Origin of the sequence: Burkholderia sp. 572, from assembly GCF_040545135.1 — a bacterium.
GTDB lineage: Bacteria > Pseudomonadota > Gammaproteobacteria > Burkholderiales > Burkholderiaceae > Burkholderia > Burkholderia cepacia.
The window spans coordinates 39,109-56,903 of the sequence record NZ_JBEPLH010000023.1 but is presented as its reverse complement, the minus strand read 5'-3'; the positions used below and the strand labels follow the sequence as shown (position 1 = coordinate 56,903).

General features: G+C 68.1%; 14 protein-coding genes. 5 read left to right on the top strand and 9 right to left on the bottom strand.

Annotated features, from left to right (window positions below):
* Window positions 1–11 precede the first annotated feature (11 nt).
* Entirely contained in the window at window positions 12–1,607 is a 1,596-nt protein-coding gene (locus ABIC51_RS32660; RefSeq protein ID WP_354006824.1) for a flavin-containing monooxygenase, read from the bottom strand.
* A gap of 246 nt (window positions 1,608–1,853) precedes the next feature.
* The gene (locus ABIC51_RS32655) at window positions 1,854–2,525 is read right to left on the bottom strand and encodes a lysoplasmalogenase (protein WP_059697801.1); all 672 of its coding nucleotides are present in this window, start codon (window positions 2,523–2,525) and stop codon (window positions 1,854–1,856) included.
* A 411-nt stretch (window positions 2,526–2,936) separates the two neighbouring features.
* Between ABIC51_RS32655 and speB the strand changes: the two genes are divergently transcribed.
* Window positions 2,937–3,905, top strand: coding sequence for an agmatinase (gene speB / locus ABIC51_RS32650; protein WP_060084234.1), 969 nt, complete (start codon window positions 2,937–2,939; stop codon window positions 3,903–3,905).
* A gap of 238 nt (window positions 3,906–4,143) precedes the next feature.
* Here speB and ABIC51_RS32645 read toward each other — a convergent pair whose 3' ends face one another.
* Window positions 4,144–5,442: a citrate synthase family protein gene (locus tag ABIC51_RS32645; protein WP_200057368.1), complete on the bottom strand. Its 1,299-nt coding sequence runs from the start codon at window positions 5,440–5,442 to the stop codon at window positions 4,144–4,146.
* Between the two features lie 103 nt (window positions 5,443–5,545).
* Between ABIC51_RS32645 and ABIC51_RS32640 the strand changes: the two genes are divergently transcribed.
* Entirely contained in the window at window positions 5,546–6,979 is a 1,434-nt protein-coding gene (locus tag ABIC51_RS32640) for a CoA transferase (protein WP_226127940.1), read from the top strand.
* 279 nt (window positions 6,980–7,258) lie between these two features.
* On the opposite strand, the gene ABIC51_RS32635 is transcribed toward ABIC51_RS32640, so the two are convergent.
* From ABIC51_RS32635 to ABIC51_RS32620, 4 genes are all read right to left on the bottom strand, one after another.
* Complete coding sequence (locus ABIC51_RS32635) at window positions 7,259–8,239, bottom strand: sulfonate ABC transporter substrate-binding protein (RefSeq protein ID WP_027789346.1); 981 nt, start codon at window positions 8,237–8,239, stop codon at window positions 7,259–7,261.
* A gap of 123 nt (window positions 8,240–8,362) precedes the next feature.
* The gene (locus tag ABIC51_RS32630; RefSeq protein ID WP_027789345.1) at window positions 8,363–9,199 is read right to left on the bottom strand and encodes a MerR family transcriptional regulator; all 837 of its coding nucleotides are present in this window, start codon (window positions 9,197–9,199) and stop codon (window positions 8,363–8,365) included.
* An 86-nt stretch (window positions 9,200–9,285) separates the two neighbouring features.
* Window positions 9,286–9,831, bottom strand: coding sequence for a GNAT family N-acetyltransferase (locus ABIC51_RS32625; RefSeq protein WP_060084231.1), 546 nt, complete (start codon window positions 9,829–9,831; stop codon window positions 9,286–9,288).
* 133 nt (window positions 9,832–9,964) lie between these two features.
* Window positions 9,965–10,984, bottom strand: coding sequence for an AraC family transcriptional regulator (locus tag ABIC51_RS32620; RefSeq protein WP_226127938.1), 1,020 nt, complete (start codon window positions 10,982–10,984; stop codon window positions 9,965–9,967).
* A 424-nt stretch (window positions 10,985–11,408) separates the two neighbouring features.
* Between ABIC51_RS32620 and ABIC51_RS32615 the strand changes: the two genes are divergently transcribed.
* Both ABIC51_RS32615 and ABIC51_RS32610 read left to right on the top strand, forming a co-directional pair.
* Window positions 11,409–12,773 carry an MFS transporter gene (locus tag ABIC51_RS32615; protein WP_226127936.1) on the top strand — a complete coding sequence of 455 codons (1,365 nt, stop codon included), beginning with the start codon at window positions 11,409–11,411 and terminating at the stop codon, window positions 12,771–12,773.
* Between the two features lie 119 nt (window positions 12,774–12,892).
* A complete protein-coding gene (locus ABIC51_RS32610) occupies window positions 12,893–13,978 on the top strand; it encodes a porin (RefSeq protein ID WP_226127934.1) in 1,086 nt (361 codons plus the stop codon).
* 13 nt (window positions 13,979–13,991) lie between these two features.
* Here ABIC51_RS32610 and ABIC51_RS32605 read toward each other — a convergent pair whose 3' ends face one another.
* On the bottom strand, window positions 13,992–14,864 hold the full coding sequence (locus ABIC51_RS32605) for a LysR family transcriptional regulator (protein WP_049098451.1): 873 nt from the start codon (window positions 14,862–14,864) through the stop codon (window positions 13,992–13,994).
* Between the two features lie 131 nt (window positions 14,865–14,995).
* Between ABIC51_RS32605 and ABIC51_RS32600 the strand changes: the two genes are divergently transcribed.
* The gene (locus ABIC51_RS32600; protein ID WP_027789339.1) at window positions 14,996–15,994 is read left to right on the top strand and encodes a quinone oxidoreductase family protein; all 999 of its coding nucleotides are present in this window, start codon (window positions 14,996–14,998) and stop codon (window positions 15,992–15,994) included.
* Window positions 15,995–16,053: 59 nt separating this feature from the next.
* On the opposite strand, the gene ABIC51_RS32595 is transcribed toward ABIC51_RS32600, so the two are convergent.
* On the bottom strand, window positions 16,054–17,568 hold the full coding sequence (locus ABIC51_RS32595; RefSeq protein WP_175897573.1) for an MDR family MFS transporter: 1,515 nt from the start codon (window positions 17,566–17,568) through the stop codon (window positions 16,054–16,056).
* Window positions 17,569–17,795: the final 227 nt, after the last annotated feature.

Below are 17,795 nucleotides of genomic sequence, written 5' to 3'. Positions count from 1 at the left end.
CCTTGTCTGGCTCAGGCCGCTTCGGCGGAAGTCGAAGTCGAAGCAGCAGCGGCAGCGGCCGGTGCGGCGGCGGGCCGCGCCGTGGTGTCGAGTTGCGGCGCGCGATACGCGTGGTAATCGGCGATCGAGAAACGCGCGGTCGCCTGGCGGAAGCGCCACGTGAAGCCCGGCCACAGCGTGGTGTTCTTGCCGGTGCGCGGATCGAGGTACCAGCTCTTGCAGCCGCCCGTCGACCAGATCGCCTTTTTCAGCTTGCCCTGCAGGTCGCTGTTGAATTGCGCCTCGACGAGCGGACGCACCTCGATCGCATCCGCGCGTTCGCGACGCATCGCCTGCAATGCGCCGAGGATGTACTCGATCTGCGACTCGATCATGAACACCATCGAGTTGTGGCCGAGGCCCGTGTTCGGGCCGACGATCATGAAGAAGTTCGGGTAGCCGGGCAGCGTCGAGCCGAGATACGCGTGCGCGCCGTCGCGCCATGCGTCGACGATGTCGAGCCCGCCGCGGCCGATGATCGCGCCGCGCGGAAACGGATCGGCCACCTGGAAGCCGGTGCCGTAGATCAGGCAGTCGACTTCATGGCGGCGGCCGTCGGTCGTCACGATCGCGTCGGCTTCGATGTGGTCGATGCCGGTCGTGATCACGTCGACGTTCTTGCGCGACAGCGCCGGGTAGTAGTCGTTCGAGATCAGCACGCGCTTGCAGCCGAGCGTGTAGTTCGGCGTGACGGTCTTGCGCAGCTCCGGATCGGGAATCTGCTTGCGGATGTGGCGCAGCGCGAGCTTCTGCACGTTCTTCATCAGCGACGGATGGATCGCGAAGCCGAGCACGCGCGATTCGAGCATCCAGTAGATGCCGCTGCGCACGGCCTTCTGCGTGAACGGCAGCGTACGGAACAGCCACTTCTCGAACCCGGTCAGGTTGCGGTCGGGCTTCGGCATGATCCACGGCGGCGTGCGCTGGAACAGCGCGAGTGTTTTCACGCGCGGCGCGATCTGCGGCACGAACTGGATGGCGCTCGCGCCGGTGCCGATCACCGCGACGCGCTTGCCTTCGAGTGCATAGTCGTGATCCCAGTGCTGCGAGTGGAACGCGCGGCCCTTGAAGTTCTCGACGCCGGGAATCGACGGCAGCGCGGCGCGCGACAGGCCGCCCATCCCGGACACCAGCACGCGTGCCGACAGCCGCTTGCCGTTCGCGAATGTGAGGCGCCAGCGTTGCGCGGCGTCGTCGTATTCGGCGCGCTGCAGTTCGTGGTTCAGGCGCAGGTGCGCGCCGATCCCGAAGCGCTGCACGCAGTCTTCCAGATATGCGCGGATCTCCGGTTGCGGCGCGAACATGCGCGTCCAGCGCGGGTTCGGCGCGAACGAGAACGAATAGACGTGCGATTGCACGTCGCATGCACACCCGGGGTAATGATTGTCGCGCCACGTGCCGCCGACCGACGCGGCCTTCTCGAGGACGACGAAGTCGGTCACGCCTGTTTGCCGCAGGCGGATCGCCATCCCGAGGCCGGCGAAGCCGGTGCCGATGATGGCGATGTCGATGGTTTCGTCCAGGCCGTCGTGGCCGGGCGGACCGAAAGGCAACGTGCGAGCATTCATCCGGGTGTCTCCGATTTGGCTCATTTTCGAATGTTACATTGTTTGATGTAACGATAGTGGGTGAACCCGGAAACCGCAAGAGGCTAGAAGCGGCGCTCTAAGGGCCGGAAGCCAGGCTGGAAAAGGCTGAGCGGGGTTTGGAACGGGCCGGTTCCCGCATCGCGGGATGCGCGGAAAGGGCCGTCGGCGGGGCGAGAGAGGGAGCGCACGAGACCGCCAGCGTGCGGCGGTCTGTTTGAAACGGTATCAGGGACGGATCGTTCGGGCGGCCGTCTCATGGAAAACCCCGGCCACGATCGTGACCTGCGCGAGCGCGTAGAGGCCCCAGATCAGGTACTCGATGCCCGGAAAGCCGCCGAGGAAACGGCCGACGCCGATCAGCGTATCGGAGCCGACGAAGATCAGGCTGCCGACGGCCACCAGCGGGCTGTGCGTGCGCGCCGCGAGCGCGAAGCTCGCCATCACGCAGAGCACGAGCATGTAGACGGCGACGGGTGCGAGCAGTTCGCCGAGGTGCGGGAAGAACGCCACGTAGAACGCCGGGGCGGCGATCCACAGCCCGACGAGTGCGACGACGCGCCAGCCGTGCGGCCGTGCGCGCCAGCGCATGAAGATCGCGCAATAGCACAGGTGCGTGAGCAGGAACGCGCCGAGGCCGAGGACGAACGACAGCGGCCAGTCGGGCAGCGCGAGCAGCACGTCGCCGAGCACGGCGGTCACGAGCGCCGCACACAGCCACGCGCGTTCGCGCGCCGCGCCGCAGGTGCTGCCCGCCGCGAGCAGCAGGATGCCCATCGCGGCTTTCGCGGCGGCCTGGCCGGGATAGGGGGCGGCAGCGAGCGACAGCCCGTACAGCAGCGCGGCGACAACGGCGAGCGGCCAGAGCCGGCGGTAGGTGGCGGGAAGCGTGGCGATCAAGGCGGGGTGTCTCCGGTTTGTTGTTGTCTGCGGTGGACGGCGCACGGTCGAGGGCGCGGCTGCCGGCCATTATCCGGAAGAACGGGCGCGGGAAAACCGGCGAATCCTTCTAGGACGCGGCAGGCAGGGGACGCAAAGGCGCCTGGTCGCAACCGTGGCGATCGGGCGTTGCCGTGTGCACGACGGGCGAACGCCTTCACCCGGTTTCTTCGACGTGTTGCCCCGGTCGAGCCGGGGCAACGACATCAATTCGGCTTGTTATGATCGCCGCGGTATTGACGTTGTCGTTGTTCCGCCCGGCCGCGTGACAGGATGCGCAAGCCGGTGCGTGCCCGATGAATCCATGCCGTGCCCGCTGCGCGCGCCGATGCAACGCGGCGCGGGCCGGCCCCCACGAAAAATGGTCCGACCATGACCGAACTTCTCCATGGCGACGGCGCGATCCGTCGCACGACGCCGTACGGCTCGTCGATCGAAAACACCTATGCGGGCGTGCTGTCGTTCATGCGCCGCAACTATTCGCGCACGCTCGACGGGGTCGACGTCGCGATCTCCGGCGTGCCGCTCGACCTCGCGACGACCTATCGCTCCGGCGCGCGGCTCGGCCCGGCCGCGATTCGCGCGGCGAGCGTGCAGCTCGCGGAGCTTCACCCGTATCCGTGGGGTTTCAACCCGTTCGACGATCTCGCGGCCGTCGACTACGGCGACTGCTGGTTCGACGCGCACAACCCGCTGTCGATCAAGCCCGCGATCGTCGAGCATGCGCGCACGATCCTGCGCTCGGGCGCGAAGATGCTGACGCTCGGCGGCGACCACTACATCACGTATCCGCTGCTGGTCGCGCACGCGGAGCGCTACGGCAAGCCGCTGTCGTTGATCCATTTCGACGCGCACTGCGATACGTGGGCCGACGACGATCCGGACAGCCTCAATCACGGGACGATGTTCTACAAGGCCGTGAAGGAAGGGCTGATCGATCCCGCGACGTCGGTGCAGGTCGGCATCCGCACGTGGAACGACGATTTCCTCGGGATCGAGCGGCTCGATGCCGCGTGGGTGCACGACCACGGTGCGCGCGCGGCGGTCGAGCGGATCGTCGACATCGTCGGCGCGCGGCCCGCGTACCTGACATTCGACATCGATTGCCTCGATCCGGCGTTCGCGCCCGGCACCGGCACGCCGGTCGCGGGCGGGCTGTCGTCGGCACAGGCCCTCGCGATCGTGCGCGCGCTCGGCGCGATCGACCTGGTCGGTGCGGATGTGGTCGAGGTGGCACCTGCGTACGACCACGCGGACATCACGGCGATCGCGGCCGCGCACGTTGCGTGTGACTTGCTGTGTCTGTGGCGGCAGAAGAAGGTGGCGGGGGCGCTGAAGTAAGCAGGCATGCCGAGTACGCGCGTGCCGACGGCGCGCGCACGTTGTCGGCTCGATGCGTGGTGTGCCGATTGCCGTTTGCATCCGGTGGATTCGGCAAAGGGCCATCGGGGAATTCCGTGGAAGGTCCTTGCCGATCCGTTGGCGACATCAGCGAAACGTCAGCGGGTGGCTGCCTTCGTCCGCCGGCGAGGCATTCGCGTGTCACCGATGCTGCGTGCCGGCGGCATCGAGCAAAAAGCTATCGATTCCTGAAGAAAGCGGAAAGCATGTCGTCGACCGGAGCAGCACGGTGCGGCGTCGCTCGCTGCTTTCCCGATCGTCCGCGGGATCGCGCGCGATCCGGCTCGACTTCGGTGCCGACCGGCCATGTTCCTGTATAAACCGCACGCGGCCGGATGAGATCGGATTGCGCGCGCTGCTCCAGCCCGTGCGCGATCCAGCCGATCGAGCGGCCCAGTGCGAACAGGCCGAATGCGGCACCGACGGGAAGCCGCAAATGTCTGCGCAGTGCCACAAGCGCGAGATCCACGGAGGGCTTCTGGCCGGTGAGCGCGCTCCCTGCATCGAGCATCCTGTTCCATTGAGGGTGGCGCGGCAGGATCCGCGACAACAGGTACGTCGCGCGCACGTCGCCATCGGGATAGAGCGAATGCCCGAAGCCCGGCAAGCCGTCACCCCGGGCGAGACGCTCGCTCATTTTCCGTTCGACATCCTTATTGCCGATTTCGTCCCACAGCGCTTCGCCGCGCGCCGTGGTGGCGCCGTGACGTTCGCCCGACAGGCCGGCCAGGCCGCCGACCACGACGGCCCGCAGGCTCGCGTTCGTCGACGCAATGCACCGGCCCGTGAAGCTCGACGCGTTCAGTTCGTGATCCGCGCACAGCACGAGCGCCGCCCTGATCAGCTCGGCGCCCGCGGGCCCGACACCCCACGCCCGCGCGCATTGCACGTGGACGGGGGCCGTATCGATCCGGGTGCGCAGCAGGCATGCCGCCAGAATCCGCACGAGATCGCCGCAGCCCTGTGCGTGACGATCGGACGATTGCTGCCAGATCGCCGTCGGCGCGTCCTCGCTCGCGACGGTGAAGAGCGGCAACAGTGCCTGCTCGGCACGTTGGTCGCCGTAGTGCCTGAAGAGCGTCCGCAGCACCGCGGGCGTAGCGGGGACGTGGCGGCCGAAAGCGGTCTGCTCGTCGTTTCGCCATAGCAGCGCCGCGACTTCCTCGAGGCTCGCACGGCTCGCGAGATCGAGCGCATCCGTACCGCGATAGAAGAGCCGGCCGCCGTCGATCAACGTGATGCTCGATTCGAGCACCGGGGCGCCCCAGTTCAGCGCGGCCTTTGCGACTTCCTTCGGCTTGCGGCCTCGTGCGCGTTGATCCGCGAGCCGGTCGACGTCGGCCGCGAGGTAGCGGCTTTCACGGTGGCTGCCGCCGGGTTCCGCGCGAAGCAGGCCGCGGCTGACGTACGCATAGAGCGTTTGCCGCGAGACGCCGAGTCTTGCCGCGGCGTCGGTCGAATTCAGGTAGTTCGACATCGTGCGCAGAGTGAATCGTTCGACAGGTTGATCAGGATAATCAACGTTGACAGCAAATGCGAGCGAGACGATCTTTGCGTCACCTAATTCATGCGAGACGAACATGCGTGTCGATCAAATATCGCGGGAACGGGCCACGACCGACGAGGATCGGGTGTCGCACCATCTGCGGACGTTCTGGCTGGCGGCCGGCGGCTCTCCAGCGTTTCTCGAATCGTGCAGCTTCAGCGGCGCGGGAGAACTCGTCTCCGCGTTTCGCGTAACCGACAAGGCCGCGGCGGCAATCGGGGCGGCGGGGACGTCCGTCGCCGAATTGCTGCATGCGTCGGCGGGAACGTTGCCGGCGGTACAGGTCGACCGGCGCATGGCGTCGCTGTGGTTCGGCACGTCGCTGCGTCCGCAGGGCTGGACGATGCCGCCTCAATGGGATCCGGTGGCCGGCAACTATCGGGCGCGCGATCGCTGGATCAGGTTGCACACCAACGCGCCGCATCATCGACTGGCCGCGTTGTCGGTACTCGGCTGTGCCGCCGATGCGGAATCGGTCGCGCAGGCGGTGAGTCGCTGGGATGCCGGTGCGCTCGAGGCGGCGATCGTCGAGCGTGGCGGGTGTGCCGCGGCGATGTACTCGGCGCAGGAGTGGGCCGGGCATCCGCAGGGGCAGGCGGTCGCAGCCGAACCGTTGCTGCACGTTCATTCCGCGACGGATGCCGTCGCGCATGCCTGGCGGCCTTCGAGCGACCGGCCGTTGCGCGGCATTCGCGTGCTCGACCTGACGCGCATTCTCGCCGGCCCCGTGGCAACACGATTTCTCGCGGGCCTGGGTGCCGAGGTGCTGCGCATCGATCCGTACGGCTGGGAAGAGCCGGGTACGGTGCCCGAAGTCGTTCTCGGCAAGCGCTGTGCGCGGCTGAACCTGAAGGATGCCGCGGATCTCGATACGCTCAGGCAGTTGCTGCGCCGCGCGGATATCGTCGTGCACGGTTACCGATCGGATGCGCTCGCGCGCCTCGGGCTCGATGCCGCGCAACGGCGCGAACTGAATCCCGCGCTCATCGACGTGTCGCTCGACGCCTATGGCTGGACCGGCGCGTGGCGTTGCCGGCGCGGCTTCGACAGCCTCATTCAGATGAGCACGGGAATCGCCGAGGCGGGCATGCGCGTGACGGGCAGCGATGAACCGGTGAACCTGCCGGTCCAGGCGATCGACCATGCGACGGGCTACCTGATGGCGACGGCCGCCATCCGCGGGCTGACCACGCGAATGACGCAGGGTGTCGGTACCGAGGTCCGCGCCTCGCTGGCGCGCACGGCGGCCGTCTTGCAGTTGCGCCCGGAGCCGATGAGCGAGGTGGTCGAGCTGGTAGCCGACGATCAGCGGGATCGGGCGGACCACGTCGAGCTCACATCGTGGGGGCCGGCATCGCGGCTTCGCCCGCCATTGCAGATCGACGATGCGCCGCTGCGATGGTTTTATCCGGCACGTGCACTGGGTGCATATGAACCCGGGTGGTTGTCTTCGAACGACGATCTTTGAGGAGGCGCGTTTCCCGGTCTTCGGCGCCGTACGCCCGGAAGGTCAACGTGACGCGAAGAAGTCGGGGGCGATGAACGGCCGGCCGGCTGCCGACACCATCGGCCGGCACGTGACCACGTAGAGCAACCAGGTCAATGGAGGCGCGGAGCGGGGACGTTGGCGAAGCGGGCAGTTGCTCGCCGCCCAAATTCCGCAACGTCGGGCAATGCAGAAAAGGCCGGCGGGCAGCATGCCCGTCGGCCTTTTTCGTATGGACGCTGTGCGAAGCGTGGGTTCGCGCTACTTCGCGGCGAGCGCGGATGCGATGCTCTTGTCGCTCCACGCGTTGTCGGCCACGCTCAGCTTCTGCGGAATCAGCTTCGCCGCGTAGAACGCATCGGCGACTCCTTGCTGGGCCGCGACGATCCGGTCGTCGATCGGCACCGCGCCAAACGGGACACGCTTGATCCACGTCTCGACGAGCGGTTGCGGCAGGCCGACCTTCGGCGCGATCAGCGCGGCGGTGTCGGCCGGATGCGCGTTGACCCACAGGCCCGTCTCGCGCGCCTGCTTCAGGATCGCGCCGACCACGTCGGGATGCTGCTGCGCGAAGTCCCGCGTCGCTTCGTAGAAGTTGTTGGTCGCCGCGAGGCCCGTGTAGTCGGACAGCGTGCGTACCTTCAGCGTGTTTTGCGCGGCCGCGTAGTACGGATCCCAGACGACCCACGCATCGACGTTGCCGCTTTCGAATGCGGCGCGCGCGTCGGCCGGCGCAAGGTACACGGGGTGGATTTCGTCGTAGCGCACGCCGGCCTTCTGCAAGGCTTCGAGCAGCAGGTAGTTCGCGCTCGAGCCCTTCTGCAGCGCGATTTTCTTGCCGCGCAGGCCCGTAACCGTACGGATTGGCGAATCGGCCTTCACGAGCACGGCTTCGTTGTGCGGCGCCGGCGGCTCCGCGCCGACGTAGACGAAGTGCACGCCGGCCGCCTGCGCGAACACGGGCGGCGGCGCGCCCGTATAGCCGAAGTCGATGCTGTTCGCGTTCAGTGCTTCGAGCAGTTGCGGCCCGGCCGGGAATTCGAACCACTGGACGCCATAACCGAGCGGCTTGAGCCGCGCCTCGAGCGAACCTTGGGCCTTGACGACCGACAGCAGGCCGGCCTTCTGGTAGCCGATGCGCACGACCTTGTCGGCGCTACCTTGTGCGAACGCCGATGCCGCAGACAGCGTGACGAGCGTGACGGCGGCGGTGCGGGCGATCCAGCGGGTGAAACGAATCATCGAACGGACTCCATGCAAAACGTCTTCGGGCGAGCGGCGGTGCCGCTCAGTTGGAAGAATCGTCGCATGGGCGATCGCGCCCGCAAACGAAGCATTGCCGATATGAATATGACGGCGGCGCGCCTATGCTTCGTCGTCGTGTTCCGATGCCGGCGTGCCGGACTGCCGTGCGGCCTCGTCGCTGAGCTTTTTGTCGAGGATCGTCGCGACGCGGCCGCCGAGATAGGCGCTCGCGGCGGTTTCCAGCGCGCGGTTCGTCTCGCCTTCGACGAACACGGCCGCGAGCGGGCGCAGGCGCCAGATCGCGTCGACCAGCTCGGGCACGTCGGTGGCGGGCGGCAGCGTGCCGGCATCGTAGCGGTCGAGCCGCTTCACGACGAGATCGACGAGCAGCCGAGCGATCGCGTCGAAATGCGGCCGCGCGAGGCTGATCACGTCGAGCAGTTCGCGCGGCGGGATGCCTTCCTTCGTCATGGCGGCCGCCGCTTCGAGCAGCGCGGGGCTCTTCGCGACGAACGACAGGCCGCGCCGTTCGAGCAGGCCGAGTTCGGTGACGCGTGACAGCTGCGTGGTCGCCTGCGGGCCGAACATCTGCGCGAGCGCGGCGAGCGAATAGGTTTTCGGCAGTTCGTGCGACCAGCGGCCGCCGATCGCGTTTTCGAGGCCGAGGATCGAGCGCAGGTCGTGGCCTTCGTCGATCGCCTTGATCAGGTCCTGGATGTTCGACAGCGTGTAGCCGCGCGCGAGCAGGTGGTTGATCAGCTTCAGGCGCGCGACGTGCGTGTCGTCGTAAATGCCGACGCGGCCGCGCTTTTCCGGCGGCGCGAGCAAGCCGCGATCCTGGTACGCGCGGACATTGCGCACGGTCGTGTCGGACACGCGCGCAAGCTCGTCGACCGTGTACTCGTTGCGGGCGTCCGGCGCGGCCTCGTCGGGTGTGGAATGAGTCTGTTTTGACATGCGGCCATTCTAGCGCGACGTGGCGCGCCACGGTCCGTTCGCGCGCATGAAGGGCCGGCGCGAGCCGGTCATTCGCATGACCGGACCTATGGCGAGACGGGGAGCGTGTTCGCGCCGTCGCCGAGCGGGCGCTGCAGCAGCGCCGTATCGATCCAGCGGCCGTGCTTGAAACCGGCCGCCTTCAGCATGCCGGCCGGCTCGAAGCCGAACGCGCGATGCAGCGACGTCGAGCCGCCGGTGCCGCCATCGGCGATCACCGCGATCATCTGCCGCCACGGGCCGGCCTCGCAGCGTTCGATCAGCGCCGCGAGCAGCGCGCGGCCGATCCCGCGCCCGCGCTGCGCATCGTCGATGTAGATCGAATCCTCGATCGTGAAGCGGTACGCGCTGCGTGTGCGGTACGGCGTCGCGTACGCGTAGCCGGCCACGCGGCCGTCGCATTCGGCGACGAGGTACGGCAGCCCGTGGCCCAGTACCGCGTCGCGGCGCGCGCGCAGTTCGGCGACGTCGGGCGGCGTTTCCTCGAAGGAGGCGACGCTGTGGTGCACGTGGTGCGCATAGATCGCGTGGATCGCGTCGAGATCGGCTTCGGTCGCGTCGCGGACGACGCAGGCGGCTGGCGAGATGGACATGGCGACGGAGCGAAAGGGTGGGGTACGGGAAAACCACTACTATGCGGGCGAATGCCCGGCGCGTAAAGCGGTGGCTGCGGCGATGGCGAGCGGCGGCGACTACGGCGGTAGCCGCGCGTCCGGCGCCGCGGGTTCAGTTCGGCGCCCGCTTCTTCTGCGTGTCGCGCGGCAACTCGTCGAAGCGGGCGAAGTAGTAGGCGGAAAAGCGGCCGAGGTGCCCGAAGCCGAACATCAGCGCCGTATCGGTGATGCTGGCAGCCGGGTCGGTCAGCAACTGCACGCGCGCGGCGTCCAGCCGGATGTTGCGCAGCAGCTCCATCGGGGTCGCGCCGTGATAGCGGCGACACAGCACGTTCAGCGTCCGCAGGCTGACACCGGCCGCGCGGGCGAGATCCTCGAGCGAGATCGGCGCGCAGAGCCGCGCGTGGATGAATTCGTGCAGCGCATCCATCTGCCGGATGTCGCCGCGCGATCCGGCTTGCGCGGGTGCGCCGCGCGCTTGCAGCGCCGGGCCGGCTTGCACGGCGGCGGGCGACGGCGGGCAATGCACGAGCAGGAACAGCGCGAGGCTTTGTTCGAAGTGGTCGCGCCATTCGGCCCGTATGCCGCCGTCGTCGGCAACGGCGAGCACGTTGAGCAGCGACTGCGCGATCAGATCCCACTGCGACGCAAGCGCCGTCGGCAACAGGAAGCCCGGCGCGAGGCCGGGCGCCGCGTCGTCGGGCCGGCGGCCGCAGACTGCGCGCATCAGCGAATCGGGCACCTTGACGATCAGCTGCCGGGTGCCGGTTCGCCAGCGCAGGCGCACGCGCGACGTCGGTGCCAGCACGGCAGTGCGCCCTTCGGACACGCCCATCACGTGCCCGTCGCACTCGATTTCGGCGCCGCCCGCGAGGGACGTGTGGACGAGCGAAAAGCCGTCGAACGGGCGCGGGGCGACTTCAACTTCGGCGCCGTACTGCAGCGCGTAGACGCTCAGATGATTCAGTTGCCCCTTGAACAGCGCTGCGTCGGGTACGCCCTGCTTCCAGCGCAGCGCATGCTCGGCCAGTTCCAGCGAGACCTGCTCGTGCGCATCCGTGCGCAGGCCGGATCGGAACACGCAATTCCGATACAGCGCGGACAATACGTCCGCATTCGGGGTGAGGGGCATGGGGCGTCTCCTGCGTGGCGTTTTTCGTGCAGCACATCGGCTGGCCGCGGATGTGCGTCGTGCCACATCGGTTTCTCTTGTGAGCGAGATATCCTGAAACGATGATATTGATCTTTGTCAGGCTTGTCGAAAGTTTCGCAAGAATCGGATAGTCCCGTCCCCGCCGGGGAGAAATCCGGATAGCGCGCGGCGTGCGGCACGAGAAAAACGAACCGGATTCGCGAGCGGCCTGCAAATTCCGGATAGTGGAAATCATTGTGGCTTCCTACACTGCGCCGGCAGCCGGACGAACAGCGGCGCATTTCATGTCAATGATTCGTACAACTACTAAGTTGATGGGCCGATCGATCGTACTAGGTCGAACTCGCGTAATGCGACGGCTACCGCCGGGCCCGGGTCCCCTCTGGAAAAGGAAGGAAGCTCCATGCGTCAAATCAACCTGCAGGCGCTCTCGGACGATGCGCGGCTGGGCAAGCTGCACGGCGTCGTGCTGTTCTGGTGCGCGCTGATCATCGTGTTCGACGGTTACGACCTGGCAGTGGCCGGCATCGCGCTGCCGGCGATCATGAACGAGATGGGCGTCAACCCCGCGCAGGCCGGCTTCATGGTCAGCTCGGCGCTGTTCGGCATGATGGTCGGCAACATCGTGTTCGGGACCGTCGCCGAGCGGATCGGGCGCCGCCGGGCCATCGCGGCCTGCCTGACGTTGTTCAGCGTCTTCACCGCGGCGGCCGGGCTCGCGCCGACGCCCGTGCTGTTCGGTGTCGCGCGCTTCCTCGCGGGCATCGGCATCGGCGGCGTCATGCCGAACGTGATCGCCCACATGACCGAATACGCGCCTCGCCGCGTGCGCAATACGCTGGTGACGCTGATGTTCAGCGGCTATTCCGTCGGCGGCATGCTGGCGGCGGTCATGGGCAAGGGGATGATCGACGCCCATGGATGGCAATCCGTGTTCGTCGCCGCGGGCGCGCCGGTGCTGCTCGTTCCGCTGCTCATGAAATGGATGCCGGAATCGCTGCCGTTCCTGATCCGGCACGGCAGGACGGACGAACTCGCACGCATCGCGCAGCGGCTCGATCCCGCCTGTCGGCCGCAACCGGGTGACTGCTATGTCGTTCCGCGCGCCGACCACACGGGCAACGCGCCGGTCCGGCAGCTGTTCGACGACGGCCGCGGGTTCAGCACGGTCATGTTCTGGATCGCGTGCTTCATGTGCCTGTTCATGGTGTACGCGCTCAGTTCGTGGTTGACGCGGCTCATGGCGGGCGCCGGCTACAGCCTCGGCTCGGCGTTGACGTTCGTGCTGGTGCTGAACGCCGGCGCGATGGTCGGCGCGATCGGCGGCGGCTGGCTGGCCGATCGCCTGCCGATCAAGACGGTGCTCGTGTCGATGTACCTCCTTGCCGCCGTGTCGATCACGCTGCTCGGCTACCCGATGCCGACCGCACTGCTGTTCGTGCTGGTCGGCCTCGCGGGTGCGTCGACGATCGGCACGCAGATCGTCAACTGCGCGTACGCGGGGCAGTTCTATCCGATGGCGATCCGTTCGACCGGCATCGGCTGGACGTTGGGTGTGGGCCGCAGCGGCGCGATCCTGGCGCCGATCGTCATCGGCGTGCTGGTGGGCATCGATTTGCCGCTGGCACAGAACTTCATGGCGATCGGGCTGCCCGCGCTGGTGGCGGCCGTCGCGGTCGGCTTGATCGATCAGCGTCGCTCGGCGTCGCGCCACGGCCCGGCGGTTTCGGCCGCCGAACGGCACGTGTCGTCCGCCGGGCAGTCCTGAACGGCTTATCCGCGGCGCCGGCGCACGGCCGCCGGCCGATCGCGCACGGCGACGCCGCGGCCCGCATCCTATGAAGGGGACAGTCAGTCATGCATCTCGATTCAAGAGCGTCGAAGGCGATGCTGAGATGGAGTGTGTTCGCATCGTCGCTGACCGCGACGACGGGCACCGTACAGGCGCAGGGCAGTGTGACGCTGTACGGCATCGTCGACACCGGCATTTCGTACTACAACCATGCGGCGCAGGGCGGATCGGCGGTAGGCATGCCGCATCTGACCGGCGAATTGCCGTCGCGGTGGGGCGTGAAGGGTATCGAAGACCTGGGGGGCGGCAACCGCGCGTTTTTCGTGCTGGAGAACGGCTTTCAGCCAGGCACCGGTCGGCTCAACTACGGCGGGCGACTGTTCGGCCGGCAGGCGAACGTGGGACTGAGCAGCGCATACGGAACGCTCACGCTCGGCAGGCAAATGAACATGACGGCCCATGCGCTGGCCAACGCCGACGTGATCGGGCCGTCCATTCATTCGCCGAGCAACTTCGACGCCTATCTGCCGAATGCGCGCAGCGACAACGCGATCGGTTACCTGGGCAAGTTCCGCGGGCTCACGATCGGCGGCACCTACAGCTTCGGCCGCGATGCCGCCGGGCCGGCCGGGCCTTCCGCGACCGGCTGCGCGGGGCAGGTGCCGGGCAATCCGCTCGCGTGCCGGCAATATACGGCGCTGGTCGCTTACGACGCGGCGCGCTTTGGCGTCGCGGTGTCCTACGACGTGAAGCGCGGCGGGGCGGGCGCATCGGCGCCGCTCGACAGCAGCGCCCATACGAGCACGCACGGCGTCGTCGGCGGCTACGCGGTGATGGGGCGCGCGAAGCTCGGTGCGGGATGGATCAGGAACAACGTCGCGGCGGCCGGCCATTTGCAGACCGATATTGTCTTCGCGGGCGTTGCCTATGCGCTGACGCCTGCGGTCACGTTCGATGCGCAAGGCACGCGTTATCTGCAACGCGGGCCCGCGAGCAATGCGAACGCGACGTTGCTGGCCGGGCGCGCCAACCATCAGCTGTCCAAGCGGACGCGCGTCTATACGTCGGTCGGCTACATGCTGAACAGCGCGAGCGCAGGCAAGGCGGTCGCCGCCGGTGGCACGGTCGAAACGGGGCAGAGCCAACTGGGGATCATGGCCGGGCTACAGCAGCGGTTCTGACGAGGCCGGGGCGTCAGAGCCGCCCATCCGCCGTGCGAACCGCCTCGGCGATCGCATCCGCGACACGCTGTACGCGCGGCGAGCGGCGCACGTCCGGGTGGACGACGAGCCAGATTTCGCGCTCGATATCGCAACGCGGCGCGGCGGTCAGTTCGACGAGCGGCGCACCGGCTTGCGCGGCCGGATCGTCGACGAGAAAGCGCGGCAGCAGCGCGACGCCGGCGCCCGCCGCGCACGCGCGATGCTGCGCAGCGAGGTCGTTCGCGATGAACGCGAAACGGCGCCCGGCCGCGAAACGCTCGAGCCACTGCTGCTGCGGCGTTTGCGCGAGCGCATCGTCGTAGCCGACGAACGGCCAGGTGTCGGGCGGCGCGCTCGCCCATTCCGGCGACGCGCACAGCGCGAAGCGCATCGTGCCGAGCCGCCGCGCCGCGAGCCCCGGCTCGGTCGGCCGCGACAGCCGCACCGCGAGATCGGCTTCGCGCGCGTACAGGTTCGCCGCGTGCATCTCGCCCATCAGGTCGATCCGCAGCGCCGGCCATGCGTGCTGCGCGCGGGCCAGGCGCGGCGCGAGGAAATGGCTGGCGAACACCGGCGACGCCGATACGCGTACCACGCCGTCGAGTGCAGCCGCACCCTGGGCGGCGCGCGCGAACGCATGCGCGTCCGCTTCGAGGCGTGCGGCGTGCTCGGCAAGGTGCAGCCCTTCGTCGGTGGGCGGCCAGCCGCGCGGCAGCCGGTCGAACAGCCGGATGCCGAGCGCGGATTCCAGCGCGTCGATGCGGCGCGCGACCGTCGAATGCTGAACCTGCAGCGTCCGCGCGGCCGCCGACAGGCTGCCGCCGCGCATCACCGCGAGGAAGTAGCGGATGTCGTCCCAGCTCATCGGCGGCGCGGCCGCGGGTGTGGATGCTTGATCGGTCGAATTTTGCACAGTAGATGGGCGATCAACGGGAATTTCGATCGATTATGCCCGATGGGATGATCGTGTCACTTCATTCGATTGCGAGGAACGTCATGACCCAAACCACGACCGCCATCCGGATCGGGATCGACCGCTACGGCGACGCCGGCGTGCTGCGCCGCGTCGATGCACCCGTCGCGCCGCCCGATGCCGGCGAGGTACGGATTCGCCAGACCGCGATCGGCGTGAATTTCGTCGACATCTATTTCAGGACGGGCGCGCATGCGTTGCCCGCGCTGCCGGACGCGCTCGGCGTCGAGGCGGCGGGTGTGATCGATGCGGTCGGGCCGGGCGTGACGGATCTCGTCCCCGGCCAGCGCGTCGCGTATGCGGGCATGCCGACCGGCAGCTATGCGAGCCTGCGCACGATGCCGGCCGAGCGCGTGGTGCCGATCCCCGACGGCTTGAGCGATGACGCAGCGGCCGCCGGGCTGCTGAAAGGGATCACCGTTTACATGCTGATGCATCGCGTCCGGCAGGTCGACGCGGGCGACACGGTGCTCGTGCACGCTGCCGCCGGCGGTGTAGGACTGCTGGCGACGCAATGGGCGCGTGCGCTCGGCGCGCGGGTGATCGGCACGGTCGGGTCGGCCGCGAAAGCCGCGCTCGTGCGCACGCATGGCGCCGAGGCGGTCGTCGATTATCGCGAGGAGGATTTCGTCGCGGCGGCGCGCGCGTTCGGCGGCGGCACCGGGGTCGATTACGCGATCGACGGGATCGGCGGCGACGTGCTGACGCGCACGCTCGGTGCAGTCCGTCCGTTCGGGATGGTCGCGAGCATCGGGCAGGTGGCCGCGATCGGCGCACGGCACACGTTCGATCTCGACGAACTGGGGCCGGCGCGCTCGATCGCGCTGGCGCGGCCGAGCGTGCTCGGCTTCATCGCGCGCGACGTCGACGGTTACCGGGAGGCTGCGCGCGCGACACTCGAACGGCTGGCGAGCGGGATGCACGTGGAGATCGGCGCGCGGCTGCCGCTCGAACAGGCGGCCGATGCGCACCGGCTGCTGGAGTCGCGCGCGACGACGGGCGGGGTCGTGCTGGTGCCGTAACGGCGGGTGGCGGCGAATCGCGAGGCGGCCCGGCGGCCGCATCGCGGTTCACCGGCAAGTCAGTTGTGCTTGCGCAACGGCGCATCCTCGACGAACCACGCGAGCACGAACGCGATCGCGATGACCGTCGCCGCCGCGAGATAGACGACGTGCAGCGAACCGGCGAACGCATGCAGGTACGCGTCGCGCACGGCATCCGGCAACTGCTGCACGGCGGCCGGGCCGAGCGCAGGCGGCAGCTCCGTGCCGGCCGGCAGCGCGGCCATCACCCGCGACTGCAGCCCGTGCGAGAACAGCGCGCCGAACGCCGCGACGCCGAGCGAGCCGCCGATCGAGCGGAACAGCGTCGCCCCCGACGTCGCGACGCCCATGTGCCGGAATTCGACCGTGTTCTGCACGGCGAGCGTGAGCACGGGCATCACCATGCCGAGCCCGATCCCGAGCAGCGCCATGTACGCATACATCGTTTGCAGCGGCGTATCGAGCGTCAGTGTGGACAGCAGCGCCATCGCGACGCCGCCGGTCAGCGTGCCCAGGATCGGAAACATCCGGTACGAGCCGAGCCGCGAGATCAGCCGGCCGCTGACGACCGACGTCACGAGCATCCCGCCCATCATCGGCAACAGCTGCATCCCGGCCTGCGACGGTGTCGAACCCTTCACGACCTGCAGGTAAAGCGGAATGAACGTGACCGAGCCGAACAGCGCGATGCCGACGACGAAGCCGATCAGGCTGACCAGCACGAAGGTGCGATGGCGGAACAGTTCGAGCGGCATGATCGGCTCGGCCGCGAGCCGTTCTTCGTAAATGAAGCCGCCGATCGCGACGACGCCGAGCACGAGCGTCATCCACAGCTGCGGCGACGTCCACGGCAGCAGCGAGCCGCCTTCGCTCGTGAACAGGATCACGCAGGTGAGGGCGGTGGCGAGGAACGCGGCGCCCATGTAGTCGATCCGGTGCTTCACGTGCGCGGCGTGCGGCCGGAACGCGACGCCGATCACCGCGAGCGCGAGAAAGCCGAGCGGCAGGTTGATCGTGAAGATCCAGCGCCACGACAGGTGCTCGACCAGGAAGCCGCCGAGCAGCGGGCCGACGATCGTCGCGAGGCCGTACACACCGCCGAACATCCCCTGATAGCGCGCGCGGCGGTCGGGCGGCACCAGATCGCCGATCGCGGCCATCGTCACGACCATCAGGCCGCCGCCGCCGAGCCCCTGCAGCGCACGCAGCACGATCAGCTGCGTCATGTCCTGCGCGACGCCGCACAGCGCGGAGCCGGCGAGGAACAGCACGATCGCGGCCTGCAGCACGATCTTGCGGCCGTACAGGTCGCCGAGCTTGCCGTACAACGGCAGCACGACGGTGGACGACAGCAGGTACGCGGTAACGACCCACGACAACTGGTCGAGCCCGCCGAGCTCGCCGACGATCGTCGGCAGCGCGGTCGACACGATCGTCTGGTCGAGCGCGGACAGCAGCATGACGAGCAGCAGCGCGGCGACGATCAGCCCGGTCGGCGCGTCGCGGCGGGCCGTTTCGGCGGCCGGCGGAGTGAGGAGGGTGTCGGTAGTCATCGATATATCTGCCATGGCAGGGAATTGGCTCGAACTATAGCGATGGATAGTTGACCAGTCAATTTCTGCCCGGGCTCGATTTGTTGCAACGGTAACAGTAGATTGCCGACGCGAAAAATTGACCGGGATCAGCCGGAAAGCAGGGCCGGACTCAAGTTTTTTGCAGGCAAACCGTAATACAGCGTGCTGCGGACCGATTGCCGCGGCACTTTTCACCGCTCACGTCC